This is a genomic window from Pseudarthrobacter sulfonivorans, assembly GCF_014712225.1.
GTDB lineage: Bacteria > Actinomycetota > Actinomycetes > Actinomycetales > Micrococcaceae > Arthrobacter > Arthrobacter sulfonivorans.
In genome coordinates this window covers 41,176-60,897 of record NZ_JACXBW010000005.1, presented here as the reverse complement: position 1 = coordinate 60,897, position 19,722 = coordinate 41,176, and the positions used below count along the sequence as shown (strand labels likewise).

The 19,722-nt window shown below is 61.1% G+C and carries 17 protein-coding genes and 2 pseudogenes; 8 read left to right on the top strand and 11 right to left on the bottom strand.

Annotated features, from left to right (window positions below):
* Positions 1 to 64: 64 nt before the first annotated feature.
* The 3 genes and pseudogenes from IAQ70_RS08090 to IAQ70_RS08080 all read right to left on the bottom strand — a co-directional run bounded on the left by IAQ70_RS08090 (position 65) and on the right by IAQ70_RS08080 (position 2,709).
* Positions 65 to 1,277, bottom strand: a pseudogene (locus IAQ70_RS08090) (IS110 family RNA-guided transposase).
* Complete coding sequence (locus IAQ70_RS08085) at positions 1,181 to 2,278, bottom strand: integrase catalytic domain-containing protein (RefSeq protein WP_223859514.1); 1,098 nt, start codon at positions 2,276 to 2,278, stop codon at positions 1,181 to 1,183. Before IAQ70_RS08085 ends, IAQ70_RS08090 begins: the two are co-directional and overlap by 97 nt.
* Positions 2,279 to 2,388: 110 nt before the next feature.
* On the bottom strand, positions 2,389 to 2,709 hold the full coding sequence (locus IAQ70_RS08080; protein ID WP_190988808.1) for a hypothetical protein: 321 nt from the start codon (positions 2,707 to 2,709) through the stop codon (positions 2,389 to 2,391).
* 77 nt (positions 2,710 to 2,786) lie between these two features.
* Between IAQ70_RS08080 and IAQ70_RS08075 the strand changes: the two genes are divergently transcribed.
* Positions 2,787 to 3,128 (top strand): hypothetical protein, encoded by a 342-nt coding sequence (locus IAQ70_RS08075; protein ID WP_190988807.1) that lies wholly within the window; start codon positions 2,787 to 2,789, stop codon positions 3,126 to 3,128.
* Positions 3,129 to 3,142: 14 nt separating this feature from the next.
* Here the strand turns inward: IAQ70_RS08075 and IAQ70_RS08070 are convergent, their stop codons facing one another.
* The gene (locus tag IAQ70_RS08070; RefSeq protein WP_190988806.1) at positions 3,143 to 3,445 is read right to left on the bottom strand and encodes a hypothetical protein; all 303 of its coding nucleotides are present in this window, start codon (positions 3,443 to 3,445) and stop codon (positions 3,143 to 3,145) included.
* Positions 3,446 to 3,584: 139 nt separating this feature from the next.
* The gene (locus IAQ70_RS08065) at positions 3,585 to 3,722 is read right to left on the bottom strand and encodes a hypothetical protein (RefSeq protein WP_190988805.1); all 138 of its coding nucleotides are present in this window, start codon (positions 3,720 to 3,722) and stop codon (positions 3,585 to 3,587) included.
* Between IAQ70_RS08065 and IAQ70_RS08060 the strand changes: the two genes are divergently transcribed.
* Together IAQ70_RS08060 and IAQ70_RS23305 are read left to right on the top strand one after the other, a co-directional pair.
* Positions 3,721 to 4,032 (top strand): LysM peptidoglycan-binding domain-containing protein, encoded by a 312-nt coding sequence (locus IAQ70_RS08060; RefSeq protein ID WP_190988804.1) that lies wholly within the window; start codon positions 3,721 to 3,723, stop codon positions 4,030 to 4,032. The genes IAQ70_RS08065 and IAQ70_RS08060 overlap by 2 nt on opposite strands.
* Before the next feature lie 117 nt (positions 4,033 to 4,149).
* Positions 4,150 to 4,539 (top strand): transglycosylase SLT domain-containing protein, encoded by a 390-nt coding sequence (locus IAQ70_RS23305; RefSeq protein WP_190988803.1) that lies wholly within the window; start codon positions 4,150 to 4,152, stop codon positions 4,537 to 4,539.
* Between the two features lie 264 nt (positions 4,540 to 4,803).
* Here the strand turns inward: IAQ70_RS23305 and IAQ70_RS08050 are convergent, their stop codons facing one another.
* Entirely contained in the window at positions 4,804 to 5,040 is a 237-nt protein-coding gene (locus IAQ70_RS08050) for an HAD family hydrolase (protein ID WP_190988802.1), read from the bottom strand.
* Positions 5,041 to 5,500: 460 nt separating this feature from the next.
* On the opposite strand from IAQ70_RS08050, the gene IAQ70_RS08045 reads away from it, so the two are divergent.
* Entirely contained in the window at positions 5,501 to 5,971 is a 471-nt protein-coding gene (locus tag IAQ70_RS08045) for a hypothetical protein (RefSeq protein ID WP_190988801.1), read from the top strand.
* Positions 5,972 to 6,231: 260 nt separating this feature from the next.
* Positions 6,232 to 6,369: a hypothetical protein gene (locus IAQ70_RS08040; RefSeq protein ID WP_190988800.1), complete on the top strand. Its 138-nt coding sequence runs from the start codon at positions 6,232 to 6,234 to the stop codon at positions 6,367 to 6,369.
* A 190-nt stretch (positions 6,370 to 6,559) separates the two neighbouring features.
* Here IAQ70_RS08040 and IAQ70_RS08035 read toward each other — a convergent pair whose 3' ends face one another.
* From IAQ70_RS08035 to IAQ70_RS08025, 3 genes are all read right to left on the bottom strand, one after another.
* Positions 6,560 to 6,982 carry a hypothetical protein gene (locus IAQ70_RS08035; RefSeq protein ID WP_190988799.1) on the bottom strand — a complete coding sequence of 141 codons (423 nt, stop codon included), beginning with the start codon at positions 6,980 to 6,982 and terminating at the stop codon, positions 6,560 to 6,562.
* Positions 6,983 to 7,608: 626 nt separating this feature from the next.
* Entirely contained in the window at positions 7,609 to 8,577 is a 969-nt protein-coding gene (locus IAQ70_RS08030) for a hypothetical protein (RefSeq protein WP_190988798.1), read from the bottom strand.
* Between the two features lie 238 nt (positions 8,578 to 8,815).
* Positions 8,816 to 12,790 carry a choice-of-anchor D domain-containing protein gene (locus tag IAQ70_RS08025; RefSeq protein WP_190988797.1) on the bottom strand — a complete coding sequence of 1,325 codons (3,975 nt, stop codon included), beginning with the start codon at positions 12,788 to 12,790 and terminating at the stop codon, positions 8,816 to 8,818.
* 662 nt (positions 12,791 to 13,452) lie between these two features.
* Between IAQ70_RS08025 and IAQ70_RS23300 the strand changes: the two genes are divergently transcribed.
* Positions 13,453 to 13,647 (top strand): DUF1016 N-terminal domain-containing protein, encoded by a 195-nt coding sequence (locus IAQ70_RS23300; RefSeq protein WP_223859507.1) that lies wholly within the window; start codon positions 13,453 to 13,455, stop codon positions 13,645 to 13,647.
* Positions 13,648 to 13,712: 65 nt separating this feature from the next.
* On the opposite strand, the pseudogene IAQ70_RS08015 reads toward IAQ70_RS23300, so the two are convergent.
* Together IAQ70_RS08015 and IAQ70_RS08010 are read right to left on the bottom strand one after the other, a co-directional pair.
* A pseudogene (locus IAQ70_RS08015) lies at positions 13,713 to 14,219 on the bottom strand (DDE-type integrase/transposase/recombinase); the annotation flags it as partial.
* The gene (locus IAQ70_RS08010) at positions 14,220 to 15,302 is read right to left on the bottom strand and encodes a pentapeptide repeat-containing protein (protein ID WP_223859505.1); all 1,083 of its coding nucleotides are present in this window, start codon (positions 15,300 to 15,302) and stop codon (positions 14,220 to 14,222) included.
* A 637-nt stretch (positions 15,303 to 15,939) separates the two neighbouring features.
* Here IAQ70_RS08010 and IAQ70_RS08005 point away from each other — a divergent pair.
* Together IAQ70_RS08005 and IAQ70_RS08000 are read left to right on the top strand one after the other, a co-directional pair.
* A complete protein-coding gene (locus IAQ70_RS08005; protein ID WP_190988796.1) occupies positions 15,940 to 17,088 on the top strand; it encodes a hypothetical protein in 1,149 nt (382 codons plus the stop codon).
* A gap of 618 nt (positions 17,089 to 17,706) precedes the next feature.
* Positions 17,707 to 18,429: a hypothetical protein gene (locus IAQ70_RS08000; protein ID WP_190988795.1), complete on the top strand. Its 723-nt coding sequence runs from the start codon at positions 17,707 to 17,709 to the stop codon at positions 18,427 to 18,429.
* Positions 18,430 to 19,722 lie beyond the last annotated feature (1,293 nt).

Here is a 19,722-nt window from a genome sequence, read left to right as displayed (position 1 = left end):
GCTTGATTCGGTGGCAGCACTGAGCGCACCGTCGTAGTACGGCGGTGTGCGTGGGCGATTTTGTCTAGGTTCTCGGGGCGGTGGGTGTGAGTTGGACGTCGTAGCCAAGTTGGTGGAGTTGGCTGACGGCGTGGCGCTCGGTCGTTCTGCGGTGGGTTCTCTGGAAGTGGTCGGAGCCTAGGTCTTCGAACACTGTGCCGGTACTGAGCATGTGCCAGACGGTGACGATCATGGAATGCTCGATTGCCACTAATGCCCTCATCGGCCCTCTGCGTGATGTCAGCCGCTTGTAGCGTGATGGCCAGAACGTGCCGTTGGTTCTGACTGCTGCCCATGGCGGCTATGCCGAGTGCGCCTTTGAGGTGGGTGTTTCCGGGGCGTGCCTGACTGGATTTGATCTTGCCAGCAGATTCATTGTGTCCCGGGCAAACGCCCGCCCACGACGCAAGGTGAGCAGCGGTGGGGAACTGGGCCATGTCAGCCCCCGTTTCAGCGACGATGATTTCCGCGACGGTCTTGCTGACACCGGGAATTGATGTGAGCAGGTCGACGCACCAGGCCAGCGGGGCTATCACCAAATCGATGCGGTCACTGAGGCTGCTGATCCTTTTGTCGAGCGAATCGATGTGGTCCAGGTGCATCTGTGCTGCGTAGGCGTGGTGGTCGTTAAACCGGCCATCGAGGGCCTCAGCGAGCTGGGCTGTTTTGTTTTTGAGTCGTCCGCGGGCCAGGTCTGCCAACAACAACGGGTCGCGTTCACCGGCGATGAGCGCCTCACGCATGGCCCTGCCGGAAACGCCTAATGTACGAGTGGCGACCGATGAGATCTTGATGCTGGCGTCCTCGAGCAGTTTCTCGACGCGTTGAATCTCTCGGCTTCTCTCGGCGACGAAGATGGTTCGGGATCTGGTGAGATCACGTAACTGGCGGATATGTTCCGGAGGGACGAAGGAGGCCCGGACAAGTCCATGGGCTCCAAGTTCGGCAAGCCACTGGGCGTCCGAAACATCCGTTTTGCGGCCGGGGAGATTTCTCGCGTGGCGGGCGTTGACTAGGATCACGTTCAGCATTGGATCGAGCAGGTAGTAGAAGGGCTTCCAGTAGTCCCCGGTCGCTTCCATGACCACCAGGGTGACCTTTTCGGCCATCAGGTAGTTTCGCAATTCAACGATTTCGTGGGTCATGGCACCGGTGACGGTGATGACTTTTGTAAATGTGTTGTGCCTGGCGGCCGGGACGCGCACGCAGACTTTCGCGTCCCGTTTGCTGATATCCATTCCCGCGCACCGATAGTGCAGCACTTCCATGATCTTCTTCTCTTTCGTGAGCAGCGGCGGCTGCAGCGGCCACGCCGGGGCAGCAGATAGTTGGTCAGGATCCGGTCCAGCTCCCAGATCTCGTTGAGTTTCCCCAGCTCCGCGGCGGTGTCGTAACGGAGATAACCGACGAGTTCCCTGACCCGTGGCCAGTTCTTCTGCTCGACGTGGGCACCGTCGTTCTGGTTCCCCGGCCGGGACCGGGTGAACGTGATCTGCTGGGCATGGCAGTAGGCGAGCAGATTGTCATTGATGAACTCCGAGCCGTTGTCTGAATCGATCCCGATGATCGGGAACGGGAACACCGCGGTGACGTACTCAAGGGCCTCGAAGACCCATCTGGCCGCCTTGTTCCGCACCGACCGGTTCACCGTCCAGCCGGTGGAAACATCGGTCACTGTCAGGGTGAAGCAGAATTCGCCGAAGCTGTTGCCCCCTTCGTGACCGACCAGATCGATCTCGACGAAACCCGGGACTGCGTCGTCCCACTCGGCCCAGGTGCGGACCGGGATCTGGGATTTCAAGAGTGTGCCGGGCTTGGTGTGGGACCTACCCCGCGGGAACAGTTTTGCCCGTTCGCCGGCCAGTTTACGGTCGATGGTCGCCGCGCTCATGCGCATCAGCAGGTCCGCCTGCGCATCGGTGATCTCAAGCTCTTTGTCCCGGCGCAACAGCGGCACCAGGACCGGCAGCATCGGGGCCAGCAGCCTGCCGGCAGGAGCCCGCAGCACAGCCCAGCACATGATCAGCGGAGGCAGAAGGTCAGGGCCGTAAACCAGCTTCCGGCCCGGTCTGGGCCTGACGGCCTTCAGGACCAGAGCCTCCCGCAGTGCGGTCCTGGCATAGTCGCGGTGCCAACCAGTCAGCTCGACCAGCTCGTTCAGGATCCGGGACTTCCCGGCACGATCCGCGCTCTTATACGCGAGGGCTTTCTTCTTTGTCACAGCCTGACGCTGGCCCATTGTTAGCTCCATGAAAACGGGCATAGCCCCCAACCGCCGCCCCGGTCGGAAACCACGCCGCTACGCGGCGGTTTTCAAATGAGGCAACGTATCCGGCTACGCGGAGGTTTTCAATGAGTCAACGCGGTCCCTTCCTGCCACTGGGCCCACGTCTTCCCGGCGACCAGCACCGTGTCGGGAAGTCCGGCACCGACCTCCAGCGAGGTATTCAGGTCCCGCAGGCAAAGACGGCGGAAAGCGGCGTCCTGCTCATCGGCCGGGTAGTCGTACTGCCATTCGGTGCCGTTCCAGATCTGGCCGAGGCTCAGCAGTGCCCAGAGATCGGGCCCGCGGCGCTGCACCCGAACGCCAAAGGACCGGATGCTCCGGGTGTCCAGGTCCGTCCCGGAAGGGGTGAGCATGTATTCGGTGGCGATTGAGGTCACGTCCATGCCGCTCATGTGTGCGGAGAGCCGTGCGCCGGTCTACGCATGTTTCCCGATGACCGCACCAGCGCTGGAGGACCCCTTTGATCTACCCCATTCTGACCGTCGTTGTGGGCATCATTGTGGTGACCGTCTCGGGCGTCTCCCTCTTCCGGTGCGTCCGGGACGGCGGCATCTTCATCAACCAGATCCGCTTCTTGGCCTCGGGCGTGGTGCTGATGGCGCACTTTCCGCTGACCCACTGGCTGGACGGACTGATCCTGCCGTGGCTGGAAAAGATTGGCGCCATCGACGGCAACGCGGCCGCCTCCTACTGGATCGCGGTGGCCCTGATCGTGACGGTTCAGATGATCGTCCTGCCCACGGGCCGGGAGCTGTACGCAACCTACATGGCCGATCGGATCACCCGCCGGGGCGTGGCCTGACTCTGAATGCGTTCTTAGTCGACGTAGTAGTAATACAGGTACACGAGCCCATAGACGACGGCACCCAGAATTGCGCCGATTATCCAGTACGTGATGTCGTTTGCGTCTATTGCCTTGACCGTGACGCACCAAGTATCAGTCTTCGGGGGACCCAAAAGCGTGAAGCAATTCGCCTTGGCGTTCTTCAGAACGAGGGCGATGATGGCGGCGCCGATGGTGCCGATGCAGATTCCGAATGCTGAAGCCGCCGGTGCATGGGATTTTTCGTGACGTGCTGCCCTGGCAGCATCGAGATTAGCCTTTTGTACGTTTGCCAAACGCTCTGACTCGTCCATTTTCGCAGTATGGACCTCCCCTTGACCAAGGACAAGGGTCTTACGATCCGTTCGGTCAAGGGGTGAACCCGGGGGTGAAATTCAGCCGGTGAGGGAAATCGGCGACACCGCACACATATTCTCAGTTGACCCCGCAGCCGCGGCGGAAGACTGCCCGGGGCACCGTCGGATTTCTCTGCCGGTGGTCTTCCACTGCACCGGCCGCCCCGGATCCCGCCAGGGCCCCGGCAGCGCCCGAAATCATCTTTGAGGAACCCATGAGTCATCCTGTCCGGCGCCTCAGCGCCGCCGTCACCGCCGGGGCCATGTCCGCCGTCGTCCTGTCCAGTCTGATCAGCGGAACCGCCGCCCACGCCGCGACCCAAGTCGCCTATGCTACACCTATGCAGGCCTCCCTGTCGGGAACCTACACCGTCCGCTCCGGTGACACTTTGAGGGGTATTGCCGCCAGGCACGGCGTCACCCTTGCGGCCATTTTCGCCGCGAACAACATGGGCATGGGCACGGTCATTTACCCGGGCCAGAAGATCAACGTCGGGCCCGGCACGAATGCCGCCCCGGCACAATAGCCCGCCCCGTCGCAGCCTACGACCGCGTCCACCCACACCGTCAAGGCGGGGGACACGCTCAGCGCGATCGCCCCCTCCGCGCCCTCCTCGACCCCGTCCTCGGTCGAGCTGAAGGCCATGGTTGCGGACACTGCTCGCCGTATGGGCGTCGATCCGTCCTTGGGGCTGGCGTTCGCGATGCAGGAGTCCACCTTCCGCCAGAACGTCACCTCCTCGGCTGGCGCCATCGGCACCATGCAGATCATGCCCACCTCCAGGGAGTGGGCATCCCAGCTGGTCGGCCGGCAGCTTGTTTCCGGCGGCTCTTATGGAAAACCGCAATTCTGCATCTGTCACTGCAAATCAGTGTCCGCAAACACCGTTTTACCAGTGTGCCGACGCTTTGCAGGTCACCGACGAGTGGGATCCTTTGGCGCTTTCTTCAGAAACCAGCCGCCCGTCCACGCGGATATGGCAGCCAACAGTGCCCGGCAAAACCCGAGACGCGGAGATCCTGTGCCACCCTGATTGGTCACCGTGATGCTCACGGGGGTAGCCCGGGCATCTCGTAGGACACGCCTTAAGTCCCGCCGGCATTCATCAGCGGGAGCTCTCCCGTGTAAGTTCGCGTCCCGTCAGGGGCGCTTCAGGACCCCGTGGCGTTCATCGAATTGCCGGGTGCGCGGAACTCCACGACGGTTTTGGACGTTGGCTTTTCGGCGCCACTACCGCCGGCGACAACCTGACTGCCGCGCCGCCGGTAGCGGTACAGCCCCTTCGAGGGTGTCGAATCTAGACTGTGACGCGGTCAATCAGCGGGTGGACGTGGCCGTGGCTGTCCCGCCAGTCGCTCACCCGCGGTACCCCGGTCACGGACTGGTCGTGGATCAGGTGCTTCGACGAAGGCACCGCGGCGCCGGTGATGATGCCTTTGTCATCGATCAGGACGTCACCATGGACCGTGGTCTTGTCGTGGGTGAGGATGAGCCGGTCTACCGCATCGGTACCAGTACTGGTCGATGGCGGCAAGCTTCCCTGGAACGCATCCCCGGTTCGTCCACGTCGGGGTAGAGCAGTGGAAGGTGTCCCACCCCTCATCGGCCATTCTCCAGGATGGATTCCACCGAGTTCGGAACCGGCTCGAGATCCGCGTACAGATCTTGGTGGTTCATGGCGGCTTTCAGTACCGCCGGGTCGCCGCCCGTGCCGACGAAGTCATCCCAGCCGCTCCTCTTGTCGTCATCGACGTTCGGGAACGACGGTCCAGTCGCAGCAGGATTTCGTTGAGGCGAACACCCCACTGCAGCCAGTTTCCGTCCATGTCGATGAGGGCGATGGGCTTATCGAAACTTTCTCTCATATGTCTCATGTGTGGGGGACATGCGTAGACGCTCCCCGGGCGGCCTAGACTGACCCCGTGGGGGTCCTTCTGCTTGCTCTGATGGGGAGGCGGCGTCCCTTTGAACATCCACCGAGCGCAGGAGAACCATTGAACACCCAACACCCCGGCAGCCAGCAGACAAATCCCTACCCGGCCGGCCAGTATTACCCGCCTGCCGGCTGGCAGCCCAAACTGCCTGCGTCGGGACTGCGCATCGCCACAGGCGTGGTGGCCCTGGTGATGTCTGTCTTCGGGATTTTCACCGCATGCATGTTCCTCTTCACGAGGCACAGCGGCGCCAGCTCACCCTTCAACGGGTGGATGAACTTCTTCCTCATCGTCGGATCCATCGGATGTCTCGTCACCGGAATTGTCATCCTGGCCAAGCAGCGAAAGCGCGGCGGGGCGACCCCGTGGCTGGTGGCATCCTTTGGCGCACTGGGCGCGATTGCCTGTCTTGGCTTTATGGCTGGTGGCAACTCGGGCTTACCTGGCGCCTTCGACATCATCTTGCCGGTTGCACTGGCCACCGTGATCCTGGCTCTTCTCGTGACCGTGTTGGTGAAACCCAAGCGCTGACCCGTTCCATGCAAAAGGCCGCCCTAGCGATCTGGAGCGGCCTTTCGTGGTTTCAGGCGACGGCGCTGGTCTGCTGCACGGTGGCGGAGTTGTCGACGGCGACGCCGTGGAACGCTGCGGTGTTAGCGAGCAGCTCCCAACGCTCCCGGTTTTCTTCCTGGCCGTTTTCGAGCAGGTCATCTTCGTCCGAGTAGGCGGATTCGTCGATGAGCAGCTCGTAGTTGTGCTCGGGGTTCAGGACGTGGCCACGGTCAGCCCAAATGCTTCATTTCCTCGTGGACGGCGAAGCGGATGAGCTGCACGTGCCGCTCCCGCTGGTCCCGGGGCAGGTGGGGAGTGCCTCCTCCAGGGTGCGGACGGCGTCGGCCCATCCGGACACCGGACCGGTCCCGCACTGATCGGGCCATGACGGCGGCAAGCGACTCCCCCTGCTGCGACTGCCAGTCCTTCTGGTGTCTGCTCGGTGGCAGGGATGCTCAAACGTGGGTAACAACAGAAACGCTGTTACCCGTTACCGGCGTTACCACCACGCCGTCCAATTCAACCGTTGGCACTGGCTCAGGGCCGTTCAGCCTTCGGCCTAGCCGGTCACAAACGCCTTGCCGGACTCGTATCCAGGCTGGAGTTGAAGTCGTGGTACTTCGGGTCGGCCCCGCTCTCGCTCCAGCCGCTGAGCTTGTAGCTGCCGTCCGGGTAGCACATGTACGGGGTGCGGATGTCGTTGTTCCAGGCGTCCTGCTCGGCCTGGGTGTAGATCACCGAGATGTACGACCAGCAGTCCTTACCTTCTTCTTCCGTCATTTCAACGTTGCCTTCATGAACCCTGGGTGCCCAGTTGGCCGGGACCCCGTTCGCGGCGAGGTAGCCGTCAAGCCGGCTCGCGATGTAGCGCATGTGCTTGGCGGTGGGGCTGCCGGCCAGCTCCGCGTCAGGGATGGGCTCGCCGCCGGCGAAGCCCTGCGGGACCGAGGCCTGGCCGGGACCGCCGGGAGCCGCGGGCAGCGGTGTCATCTCGATGTCGGGCGTGGAGGCCTCAGCGGTCGGCGTCGGGGTGGGTGTCGCCGCCGTGGCGGCTTCACATACGACAGACTACCCGCTGCCGAGCAACAGGCCCTACCCAACGAACGACATGTCGTAGCTGCGCTCGACTGGGCTGAACCGGATGCGGCGGCCGGCATCGCCGGCTGATCCGGCACCCCTGCGCCGTAAGCGCAGATGTGGACCCTTTTCGTCACGTCTGGACTGGTTTTGGGAAATCGACGTGCCGAGGCCTCGATACGGGAAGGCACTTGAAAGTGCGGAGAGCCGGTCTAGCAGCCAGTCACCTCGCACGGCGAATTCGGTGTGGGCCTGTTCGGTGGCTTCGGAGTGCGCCTGCCGCTTGGCGTGTTCGGCCAGTGCACGGTAAAAGCTGGCCGGGCTACGTTTTTTTGCCCTTGCCTGCGGGCATGGTCAGGTCCGTCGGATGTCCTCGACGGATTCGCCGTTCGCGCGGCGGCGCAGCACCGTGTGCATCATGTCGTTGATGATCACGGGTGGCCGGGCGGGTAATTACAGACGTCGCCTACCCGGCACGTACGCCGGCCACAATCTTGCGGCATTGTTCAACAGCTTCGTCAGGCCGTAGGTGCCGGATTTCAAGAGCCAGAGGGCAAAGCCCGGAAGCAATCCACAATAACTCCGAACCAGAAGGTCTGTTGGGATTGGAGTTCTTCTTTATGGAGGTCCGTAATTGATCCGGCGGGCTTGATACTCCCCCGCCCCATCTTCTCCCAAGTCAGGGCACCTTCGATCAGCGGATCGGGCCGAATAACGTCGAAACGGGTTTCGGATCCCAGTTTGACAGTGCCATCTCGTGTATATGACGCAAGAGATCGCTGGGGAGCGAGAGGATAAAGGTCCTTATCTGCAAACTCGAAAGCCGGAGGTTCTTCGCATGACCCGATGCATGATGTGGGTTGGAAGGAATCGGTTTGACCGTATCCTGGCGAACCAATCTCCGGCAATGCGAATGAAGTACGTTTCCCGCCCTCGGCCGACCACCCGGATGATGACTGTGCGATCACGAAGATGAAGCCCCCATCTATGTTTCCCGGAGCATCGGGATCTGTCGAAACAGTGACAATCTGCGCATCCGTGAACATCCCCAAGCGGTCCAGGGGAGCCGCACTTAGTAACTCGGCTCTCCCTCGAGTATCAGCACACGAAGCCTGCTCTTTCGCGGCGAACGCTATCTGAATGGTGCATTCGCCTAGAGAATGGCCCACTCCCTGGGGATTTGATCTGAACGATTCGCCGTGAAACACGAGATAGACGGTCGTCTTGGCCGGGGTGCCTTCTACTGGCCATATCCTAATTAGAACGCGATTGCCGTCGGCATCCTCTTTGAACTCAAAATCGATTGTGCCGAAGGGCACTTCCGGCTGATCCGACAGTACAAAGACGGCTTCACCACGGTCCGCGGATGCTGGAGGCGCCGTCAAGCGGTCGTATACGGTTGATGCGATGATGGCGAGAGTCGCCAATGCGCCTAAAATGAGTAATCTGGCTAGGATGGCGACCGCGGGGGCGATGCGCTGCCTTGCTTCGAGGTCTGCCCCTTCCATTACTCGAGCAGACCTTGTAGGTGTTCCGGTTGTAACTGGGCTGGTTGGGGCTGGAATCTTCCTTACCGTCGCCGTAACCGGACTGGCGCTTATCAGGGCCAAACACCCCAACATCGAAAACGACCAAATCAGCATCAAGCTTTGGGAAGCATGGACCTCCACGATGACCATCAACGTCTGCACCTTCTGGTTCGTCCTCGTCCTCTCCTCCTGAAGGGGGGAGGAGCAAACCGGAGCTTCAGGGCACGCCGGTGCCGCTTAACCTGATCTTGTGTGGGCTATCGCTCGCGTTTGTAACGATCTCGGCTTCGGCCAGAAATGGGCCAACGCTTTGGGGGGCGAAGGTGATACCGATAGCGCATGAGGTGCCGGGGTATAGGACAGCTCCACTGCAGGTGTTTGACCCGGTGGTGAAAGCGTCGGCATTCGCGCCGGTGACGGCGACCTTGTTTACGATCAGCGGTCCGGTTCCGGCATTGGTCAGCTGCACGGTCTGCGGCGTGCCGGTCGTGCCGGCCGCCTGTTCACCGAAGTTCCGTGTTGCGCTGTTGAGGGCGGCGCGCGGTTCAACGCCTACGCCGTCCAACTGCATCCGGTAGACCTTACCGGAGCTGTCCGTGACACTGATTGCGCCGCTGCGGCCACCGGCCAGGATCGGGGTGAAGATTACGCGGATCAGACAGGACCCGCCTGGGCGCAACAGGTCGCCGCAGTGGTTATCCTGGCGGAAGTCCCCAGTTGCCCCGATAGACGCGATGGCAAGCGGGGCATTGCCGATATTTTTGAGCCAGATGTCCTGCCGCTGACTAAACGACCCGACAGGCTGAGACGGAAAGGTTACTGCGTCCGGGTCGAACGTCGCGGCCGCACCCACACCCGTTCCGGCCAGCCCGACTGTTACGGGAGGTGCGGGTGCGGCGGTGATGACAATTTCAGCCTCACGCCCTCCGATCACCGTGGGCCGGAAGATGACCTCCAGGGCGCATGCTGCACCGGGTGACAGGGTGGTCCCCATACAGTGACCGGCGACGGAGAAGTCGGCGGCGGCAGTCCCGGTCAGGCCCACACCGGTGATGGTCAGCGGGTCCGTGCCTTGGTTGGTCACCACGAGGCCCTGACGTTCACTGCTGTCCAGCAGGGGCTCGGGACCGAATTGCTGGGCGGACGGGTTGGCAACAAGGATGGGTGCTACCGCGCCGGTCCCGGTCAAGGAAACGGTGCGAGGGCTGCCGCCCGCGTCGTCGATGATTTCCAGGTCTGCGCCGCGGTTCCCGGTTGCGGAGGGTGTGAACTGCACGTCGATGACGCACGTTCCCTCGGGTGACACGGCGCCTCCCGTGCAGCTGTCAGCAATAACCTGGTAGTCACCCGCATTGGGGCCGAAGAGACTGACGGCGGCCACGTGCAGCTCTGCCGCGCCGTTGTTGAGTATGTGGACTTTCCTGGAGATTCCATGGGTTCCGACCACCTGCGGCCCGAAGGCGACTGCGGGTGGCGAGAGGGAAGCGATGGGCGCCGCCTTGCCGGTCCCCTCAAGGGGTACGGACACGGACGGTCCGGGTGCGTTGCTGTCGATGAGGAGGACGCCGGTGAGTGGACCGTCGGTGCCGGGCCGGAATACCACCCCGACATCCAGGCTGCCCGCGGGTAAGATTTCCTTCTGGTCTATGGGCTGCTCCAGCGCCCAATCGGAGCTGGTGACGATGCTGGAGATATGCAGCGGGCTGGATCCGGTATTCCGGACGGTCAACGTTTGGGGCGGGCTGGAGGTGCGGATCAACTGCTGCACGAAGATGAAGGCCGAAGGTGAGGCTACAAGCCGCGGTCCCGTGCCTTCGGCATGCGCGACGATGCTCAGTTGTCGGGTGAATCTGGACGGACCCGGAAGGCTCCTTGCGACCAAAGTGAGGACCGTCTGGGCCGGTCCGACGCCAATGGGGGAGAAGAAAAACGGAAAGGTGCGGGACTGCCCTGCTCGGACGAGGCGTTCGGATACGACTTGGGGGGCCTGGAAGCCGCTGTTCCGGCCGGCGTCGTCGACGACCAGGTCGTCGACGGAGGCATCAAGGGGTCCACGATTGCGGAGCATAACCTCGCGGACGGCGGAGGTGCCAACCTCCACGATCCCGAATTCGACACTGACACCGTTGGTTCCGGAGGGGAAAAGTTCCATTTCGAGTCCCGGGACGTCCGCCTCAAGATCGATGAAGAAATGGGGGAGGTCGTCGGCGTTGGTGTGGATGAAGATCCTGCCGACGTGGCGCCCTGGCGTGGTCGGGGTAAATTTCACGTCCACTTTTACAAATTCTCCCGATTGAGCGCCGGAACCCATGATCGTGGCCTGCACGTTCCGGGGACGGCCGAGGAAGCCCAGCAAAGGCGCCGGCGGGATGTCCTCCGACAGGAAGTCCCCAGAAAACGCAATATCGTTGAGACGCAAAGGGCCGGTTCCGACGTTCCTGACGGCGATCAGCCCTCGGAGAGAGGCTCCAACATCCACTGTTCCCAGGTCCAGGACGGGATACGGGGATGGGTCAGGCTCATTGATGATTGTTAGCGGCCTGCCCACGTACACCTCGGCCAACGGATAGGTAGGGGAGAGGCGCACGAAACGGCCAACGGATGGCGTCCCGACGTTGTCGAAGAGGAAGAGGAGATAATAGCCGGGCGGCGCAACCGCTCCATTGGGCGGCATCCTGACCGCGATGGATGCCGCATCCGTCCAAACGATCTCCAGGACTATGAGCCGCTGATCCAGGTTCATTGCGTGGGTGGCCGAGCCGGCGCGCACCAGATGCGCCTTCCTGATGGTGTTCGGCACAGGGGTGGGGACCGGGAACAGCTGGCCGTGACCGGCTCCGAGATGGGTTGGTCCGATCGCGGGCCTCGGCGCGGGCACAATGGCGCCGGTGGGGTCCGTCGTGAACAGATAAGGCGGCGAGAACACCTCGATCCGGAGCTCGCGGGCGTCGCCCTTGGTCGGGTCGTCCTTGCGCACACCCGCGTGGTTGCGGTCGCTGTCATGATTGGACCCGGCGATCCATACCCGCCCGTCGGCCAGGAGCAACGCCACGGAGTGGTAGACACGGGCGATGTTGTGGGGAGACGTTGCGAGCGGCTCCCACGTGTCGGTGTCCGGCACAAAACGCTCAGCGTGGTGGACCGCGCTGGTGTCCGCTCCGCCACCCAAAACGGGCAGCCGCTCGGATGTTGCTCCTCCAACCACCAAAACGGACTTGTCCGGCAGCAGGACCGCGTTGCCGTAGGCCCGTATCGGGTTGGGATTTCGGGACCCCGCCGGCCGCCAGCCGAGGTGGGCGTTGTGCGGCTCGAAGAAGAGCGGTTGATGCTGACCGCAGATCAGTATCCGGGCGCCGTAGAAAGGAGGGGTCAACGCCAGCAGGACCGAGGCAAAGGCCGACCGGGCATAGATGTTGGCAGGGTTGGTTGCGGCGTCGCCAAACGGGGGAGGCGGACCCAGATCGGTGACCGTGCGGCCAGGGAGGTCGATCGTCCTCGTTCGGCGCACATTGGCTACCCGGAGTGCGGTGGAGGAGAAGATTCGCCCGTCCGGCAGTTGGTGCAGGCGGGGATAATACACCATGGGTCTGACTTCGCGCGACAGGAATTTAATAGATCCACCGGTATCCTCCAACGGGGGAATCGTGGCGAACTGCGCCGTCCAGGTTCCTGTGCCTGGATCGAATGTTTCGACGAAGGTGTTCTCGTGCAGACCGGAGGTAGTGTTCGCGTGACCGCTCAGAACCATGACGCGCCCGTCGGCCACGGTCAGGCAGCTGGGATACCAGCGTCCTTGGGCCATGGGTGGTGCGGGGTGCCACCGTTCGCCCCGCCAGTCAAAGATGACTGCCGATCTGCTTCCGGTGAAGTGGTCGACGCGCGCGTGTTCCGGTAGCGCCTTGTCTTCGTAATACTCGGTGCCTCCCGCGACGAACACGTCCCCGTCTGGAAGTATGCAGTGACCGCAGCAGAAGAGGTCTTCCGGGGCCGGGCCTCCGGCGATCCGGACAATGTTGTCAGCAGGATCCCACAGGCGGGTGGCGTTGAACCGACCGGTCGGGTCCAGCGGTGCTTCGTCGTGCTCAGAGCCGCTGAAGAACAAAACCTTCCCGCTCGGCAACAGCGCCGCGTGCACGGCCAATATCTCCGAATTCTGGGCGGCAATAGCCCAACTCCCCGAACCGGCAGGCATCAGAGGCCTCCCTCTGACCCGGTCATCCGGGCCGGCCGAGAGCAACGGCCGCGATCGCGCAAGGCTGCGAGCGGAAGAACTCGAAGCGTGAAGAGCTCATGGATAACTTGGATCGCCACGATGTACTCCTTCCCCGAGGACGAGCCTCGCCAAACCTCCCGGCACCCCAAATCGCAGTCCCTGCCGACCCCCGAGCAACGGCAAACTTGGACGCTGCAACCGCGTCCTCCTCGCGGCGTGGTCCTCCGCTAAGCCCTACGCCTCAGTGACAAACCGCCGGCCCTGTCACCAGGACTTCACCGGCAGCTAGAATCCCGCAGCCCCCCGCAATGCTAAGGAACCTCACCCATCAGCCGCGTCACCAACCGACCGGCTTAGCACAGCTAGGGGCCCAAAACATGCCTCCCTTTAGCATCCATGTTCCTAAAGTATCTGGCGGGCGTTACTCGCCCGTTACGACCGGACAGGACTCGTTGGCTAAAGTCTCCCAGTGGACTCGGAAAGCAAAGCGTTGCAGGCGTAGCCCACAGTGGCCACCTACCATCGGCAAAAAGGCTCGGAACTAGTAGATTTGTCCCGCATGCCGTTGGACCAAATTGTGCCGCGGACATGAAGGGCTTTTCGCGCAGAAATCTTTACTACATGCGTGCTCTTGCGGAGGCATGGATGGCCCGAATGAATTTGTGCAAACAGTGTCTGCACAAATCATTTGGAGCCACGACGTCGCCCTTCTTGACCAATGGCGGGACCAAGAACTGCGTGAATGGTATGCCTCCCGATCAGCGCGCCATGGCTGGTCTCTTTCGGTCCTAGATGTATTAACCGCGGACGTTAGGAACACCGGCGTGGTTAGGTGACAAAAAGAAGACCTCCGAGTGGAGTTGGGCTTGTCGAGAGTCCAGTTCACAAGGAGGTCTTCAATGTGCACGAAGGCGTTGGAGCGGAATTGGGATCCACGGTCGCTGTGCACCACGGTTCCTGCCGGCTACCGAAGCGCTACCGCGTTATGGAGGGCCAAGACGGCCAGGGACGCTTTCATCCGGGAATCGATGGAGTAGCCCGCGATCCGGTTGGAATAGACGTCTTTGATGGCGGACTGGTAGAGCTTGCCCTCGTCAGTCCGGTGCTCGGTGATGTCCGTGAGCCACAGCTGATCAGGCGCCGTCGCGGTGAAGTCCCGCCGGACGTGGTCGTCATGCACCGGCGGGCCGGCTTTACGGGTCAGACCGCGTTTCTTGGCGAACACGGACCAGATCCGCTGGCTGCAGCACAGCCGCGCCACCCGTTCTCTTGCGCTGAAACCGTGGTCTTCGAGTTCGTCGGCGATGAACCGGTACCCGAACGCCGGATCGTCCTGGTGGAACGTCGAGACTACAGTGTCTGCTACCCCTTCGTCATCGAGAACGTAGAAGGTTTGCTGGCCACTGATTCAGTCAGAGGGTCGTACGATGGGGGGCCAATCCTGTGGCTCAACATTTGCCGGCTTTGGAGTTGGCTTATCCCTCCCTGGATCCCAGTCGAAAGCAGGAGGTGGATTCCAGACCTTCGGACGCTCAAAGCTAACCTTGCCAACGCCAAAGTTCACTTCTTTGAACGAGGTGTGCTTGCCGCTGAAGGTTGCGCCGTCAAACGATGTATTGTCGCCGCTGAAGGTTGCGCCGTCGAACGATGTATTGTCGCCGCTGAACGTCGCCCTGTCGAACCCGGTCGAGCCGCTTAAGGCCGCACTCGTGAACCAGGTGTTGTCGCTGCTGAAGGTCGCCCCGTAGAACCACGTCGGCCCGCTGAAGGTCGCCCCGTTGAACGACGTAATCTCGCCGCTGAAGATCGCGCGTTGGAACGAGGTTTTCTTGCCGCTGAAGGTCGCACCTTGAAAGGTGACGTAGCCATTGAAGATCGCCTCGAAGAAATAAGCCTCTTCAAAATGAGAGCCCGTGAAGTCAAAAATGTTTGAGGACCAGGAGCGTACCGACTTTTCCTGTAGGTGGCCGGTAATGACACGCACGATGGTTTGGCGTACTTCCTTGTCGTTCTGGCGGTACTGGAACCGAAGTTCTTCCTCGGGGCCTCCCTTCCGAAACAAAGGCTTTTTGATCGTGCGGCCTGACTGATGGTTGTTGCCAAGTTCCGGCGAATAGGGCAACCGGAGATAACCACACAGGACATCAATGCACTGTTGCCGCTTTAGCTTCGATGCCTGATCTGCGACACCGGCCATGGCGTACACCCCAGCCATCCTCACGGCGACGTCGGCATCACCGAGCTGCTTGGCGGCGGCACCGAAGCCTTCAACGAATCTGCCTTGTTCAAGGTCCCGTTGCCGTCTGTATGCCACAACAAGGGCAACCACTCCGCCAACGCCAGCAGCGATAGTCAGCGCTAACCTCGTTAGATCCGCTGGGGGCGTTGTCTCCGTGCCCACGTTCAGCCGGGGCGCGAGTAGCCATGCAGCCGCGATGGCGATCACGACGGCACCCGCCAGGGAGAAGACAATGGCAAAGAAAAGGTTCACGTGCCGGACCCTTAGCGTCTTTGACCCATCACGTAGGTCCGTGAGAAGTCGCTTCCAAATCCGCTGGTCCTTGCTCAACCGATTCCGCATATCTCAATGCTGGCACGTTCAAGTCCGTATATAGCTCAAGGGCAGCGTACTAACGAGCAAAACCTTCGCTAGCCACTGGCAGGACGGAACATTCTGGCGCATGCTCGAACGCATCAGGTCAAAGCCCTCGGGCCTTAGCTACTGCATCAACGAAGGAAGCCACAGAGACCACCGGGACCACTCGCCGGTGAGCTCCCAAAATCAGGCACCTATCCGGGGCGTTGAATTCTTAAGAACCATTCTTGACGAGCATTTGTTAGAGGAGCAGAGATCGCATGAGGCTCTCCGGATTGGCGGTTTGGCTGCAGACACTGGCTACGGAAGAGAATCTTGAATGATGCGAAGCATGAAAGTAACGCGCCCGTAACGGGCGACGAATTACTCTCTCCTCATATTCAAATGTGCAAACATATCCCGGTAGCTATGAATTGAGGTAGCAGCCCCGGTTTGAGGTAACGGCTAGGACACGTTGCACGGTTGACAGCGAAAAACCAGTTGTTGGCAGATCTTGGACCTAACACGCTGTGGGTCCTCAGAGGAAGTAGCGATGAACGACCAGGGTAGTGGGACTCCGGCTGTAGAAAACCGCGTGGTCATGATCGACCGGTCAGAGAAGCGCCGGCGGATCTGGGTACAGCATGTCGATGTAGACACGGCCCGCATTGAGAGCCGTGTAAGAGCCATACGTAAGCGTGAACCACTGACTCCCTACCAAGATTCCGTCGCCGACGCCGTGTGCGATTTTTCTCAGCGAGCTCGGCTCGCGGCTAACAAAAAGGATCCTGCACCGCGCGCGGTCGCCAACTGGTGGCGAGGCACCCTTGTTGAGGCGGCGTATCGAAACCTCCACGCAGCCCGAACCCAGTTGATCGACTTATATAGCCCAGCGGAGCTCCGCGCAGAGATACCGATGGTAGTTGCCCGTGCTAATGCCACCCTTCATCGGGACGACCCCAGACGCATCACCCTGGCTGAACTTCAGCAGGAAAGTCTGGAAAATCTGCGGCCTCGCATGCGCCGACTGGTCGGTGACAGCTACGAGAAACTCGACCTAGAGCACGCCCAGCTCCGAAGCTTCCGGAACATCGTCCTAACATCAGCCGGCTTCCTTTTTCTGCTCCTGTCCCTCGCTGTGGTGTTCGTCTACAACAACCCAACGTTCATTCCCTTCTGTTTTCCTGGAGACCTGACACCGGACGCACCAACGGCGCCCCAGACAACGCACTGTCCCACAGCTTCAGGGCCGCAGGCAGCGCCAACGGGAAACGACATCTTAGTCGTGGCACTCCTAGGGGCGTTGGGCGGTACCACAGCCGCTACGCTCTCCATCCGGAACCTGAAAGGGACGTCGACACCATACGACGTGCCGGTCGCACTTGCCTTTCTCAAGGTTCCGCTCGGAGTGCTGGCTGCCATCTTGGGCCTCGTCGCAGTTCAGGGCAACTTTGTACCAGGTCTTTCTCGCCTGGATTCCCAAGGCCAAATTCTTGCCTATGCCCTGATCTTCGGTTTTGCACAACAGGCACTTTCGCGCCTGCTAGACAAACGGGCACAGGATCTTCTCGAAGGGCTCCCCGGGGGGACAAATGTCGAACCACACCCGCCCGGCGAGGGCAGACTTGAGCCTTTATACCCGAGCCCTGCAACCAGATCGAGCACCGAGAATGCAACGGTTCGTGGGGAGGGCGCGCCGTGAACTTCGACTCCGACACCTGCAAGGGACGCAGCTGATCGAAAGATCTTTAGCCTCCTTAGGCGTCGCGCGCCATCGCCAGCCGCTACGACAAAAGCCGACGACGAAGTCGAAGTAATCGAGGCGTTGGGAGGCGACCTACCGCGACGCTGTGCTGCTCAAGATGGCCTACTCCAAGGGGCTCCGGTTCAATGAGCTGCGGCACCTGCAGACTGTCGACTTCGCAGCCAACCCGCACGCGCGTAAGTTCAGCGTCTGCAAGTCCCGCAAAGGCTTCCCGCCCAAGCCCCGCAGCGTCCTGACGGTCTTCGACTGGACTGCCGGCGTCCTGATATCTCTGCAGCACGAAGAAGCTAGTCCACGCGTGTGCCGCACGCGGCGCCGTCAACATAGTGGCCGGGGGTCCCTTGCGGACGACATTGCCTGTTAAATACTGTCGCTAACACGCACTGTCCCTGAGCAACACTGTAACGAGTTTGTAACGGCCAAACAGATACTGTCTGTTTACCTCTCGACATTCCGGCTCGCATCGATTCTGATGAGTTGCTTCCTGATGGGAGATGGAAGAAAGGACAAAGTGGACCTGTGCACAGTCCGAGTACGGCCTCGGGAAGGTCGGGAATGATCGGTTGGAAGGAACTTCGATTCATCGGGGGCGTTTTGGCAGCGGTATTCGTGGGTGCCATAGTCGTCCTAGTTGTTATTTGGATTCGTAACCCTCCAGATACAAGTCTCGAGTTTGAGATGGCCAAGGCCTGTCTGCAATTGATCGTCGTTGGCTTCATCGGCGGATTGCTCACCGCGGCCGTCCAGCACTTTCAGCAGGGTCGAAATATCCGACTCGATGAGCGCAGGCGCGAGGACGAATTTCTGCGCTCCATGCTTGGACGGACGGTCTCCGCCTACAATGCGGTGAAACGGATCCGGCGCTTTCTAGATGCGGAGACCCGGAACGAGAGTGGTGTTCGGAGTATCTCCAGAGCGACCTATGATCAATATCTGACAGAGCTGAACGCTCAGCAACTTGAGTTCGAAAGCTTGAAGCGTATCGCGCCTCTGGCTGACCAGCGAATAAGCAGAAACCGGCCGACTGTCGCTGGTCCGGCTGAATATATCCGGGATGATTCCCTCACGTCAATGTTTTCGAGGGTAGAAAGCTTCCTGAATCAGGTTGTAGGGGAATACCAACATAGGAGGTACCTGGTGCCCGCGAGCGGTGAGATTTCACTCAATGACTTTGTGGCGCTCGACTCATTTTTCAGAAAAGCCACGTTCACGGCTGGTACATCCGACAACATCAACGTAATTGTTAGGGTGATGCAAACAGCATTGCTCACACCCTGATTCCTTGCAGTGCCGCAGCCCTGCCTTGCCATCCCGGAGATGCCCGGCACTGACGGTGGTCACGGCGTGACGGCGTTCCGGCTGCCCGCGCGGCAGGACCCGTTGGATGGGGCCGCTGGGCACGCCCACGTACGCCTCGTGGACCAACCCGATCGAGGCGCACTTCGGGCGCTGCGCCGGTTCACTCTGGCCAACTCCGTCCACCCCAACAACAGATCGCTCCCGCAGCGGGATGAAGCTATCCGCTGCTGCTTCATCTATCCTTTAGCTGCGGGAAGGCATGAACGGGTTAGGCGAATTTCCGTCAGAGCAACCCGCTAGCATTTGCACTATGGATCGACGCAGGGGAAGTGACTCAAGGTGCTGCACGGCGGTGCCTTACGCGAGAGCGTGGCATCCAGAACCAGGGGACTCGAAGTCCCTGATAGGGCTGCAACTGAACCCCACCATGGGTCCATGGTTCCGCTCATGATCAGACCGCTTTTCACGTCCGAGTCTGCCAGTAGTGGGAGTGCCTGAATAGCGATGGATTTCTTGGCCTGGCACGCAGTGAGGTGCGTAGCTGGGGGCCCCGGCCGTCGCCGGGGGCGTCCTACGTTGTCCAGGGTTACGGCGCCACCAGCCGGCAGACATCAGTCACCCTGCCGTTGCCGGAAAACAACGTATTTTCCGACCCGTCAGGGTTGAGGGTCCAGCTGACGGTGCCGGCTGTGAGGAATAGTCCCGCAGGATGTCCGTTGGCCTCAGGACCCAGACTGACATTCCTTCCCGTCGCGGTGACGGCTTGGCTGCCGCCAGGTAAGTTCTGAACGTGGGTCGCCCCCTGTGCCGTCAGTGCCAGAAATTCCCGGGCGACCCCACCCGGTCATATCGAAGTCGTGCCCAAGTGCGAGTCATCCAGAATCCGTACACTGACAACGTTGAATGCGAAAACTGACATCTGCAATGAGAACGGACGCCCCCTTTGAGGTCACTCCCCCGCCTGTTTTGGAACGCCGATAACGGACGTTTCGTCCGGTTGAAGCGTGGTCTGGTGCTGCCTGGATCCGGTCATCGGCCGAGCGTATTGTCGCGAGGGCATGGAATCAGCACAACTAAGTAGGGTGGCGCCTTCCGGACGTGGGGTCTTGTGGCTGCCTGCAGCACGCTTCCGACGTGGCTGAAATGGTCTTGGCGCGAGGCCGGATGGCCGCAGCCGGTCATGCGGGTGTAGGCCGAAAAGCTCATTAGATGGGTGAGGAGGTGTAGCCACATGAAGGCTTTCACAGTTAGATGGTTCTGCCGGTCACTTGG

Bases quoted from the DNA above. Each gene is read 5' to 3' on its own strand.
- IAQ70_RS08085 (WP_223859514.1), bottom strand. From the start codon at position 2,278: ATGGGCCAGCGTCAGGCTGTGACAAAGAAGAAAGCCCTCGCGTATAAG.
- IAQ70_RS08080 (WP_190988808.1), bottom strand. From the start codon at position 2,709: ATGGACGTGACCTCAATCGCCACCGAATACATGCTCACCCCTTCCGGG.
- IAQ70_RS08065 (WP_190988805.1), bottom strand. From the start codon at position 3,722: ATGGGTTCCTCAAAGATGATTTCGGGCGCTGCCGGGGCCCTGGCGGGA.
- IAQ70_RS08035 (WP_190988799.1), bottom strand. From the start codon at position 6,982: ATGACACCGCTGCCCGCGGCTCCCGGCGGTCCCGGCCAGGCCTCGGTC.
- IAQ70_RS08040 (WP_190988800.1), top strand. From the start codon at position 6,232: ATGCTTCATTTCCTCGTGGACGGCGAAGCGGATGAGCTGCACGTGCCG.
- IAQ70_RS08005 (WP_190988796.1), top strand. From the start codon at position 15,940: ATGAACGACCAGGGTAGTGGGACTCCGGCTGTAGAAAACCGCGTGGTC.
- IAQ70_RS08030 (WP_190988798.1), bottom strand. From the start codon at position 8,577: ATGGAAGGGGCAGACCTCGAAGCAAGGCAGCGCATCGCCCCCGCGGTC.
- IAQ70_RS23300 (WP_223859507.1), top strand. From the start codon at position 13,453: ATGGATGGCCCGAATGAATTTGTGCAAACAGTGTCTGCACAAATCATT.
- IAQ70_RS08025 (WP_190988797.1), bottom strand. From the start codon at position 12,790: ATGCCTGCCGGTTCGGGGAGTTGGGCTATTGCCGCCCAGAATTCGGAG.
- IAQ70_RS23305 (WP_190988803.1), top strand. From the start codon at position 4,150: ATGGTTGCGGACACTGCTCGCCGTATGGGCGTCGATCCGTCCTTGGGG.
- IAQ70_RS08060 (WP_190988804.1), top strand. From the start codon at position 3,721: ATGAGTCATCCTGTCCGGCGCCTCAGCGCCGCCGTCACCGCCGGGGCC.
- IAQ70_RS08000 (WP_190988795.1), top strand. From the start codon at position 17,707: ATGATCGGTTGGAAGGAACTTCGATTCATCGGGGGCGTTTTGGCAGCG.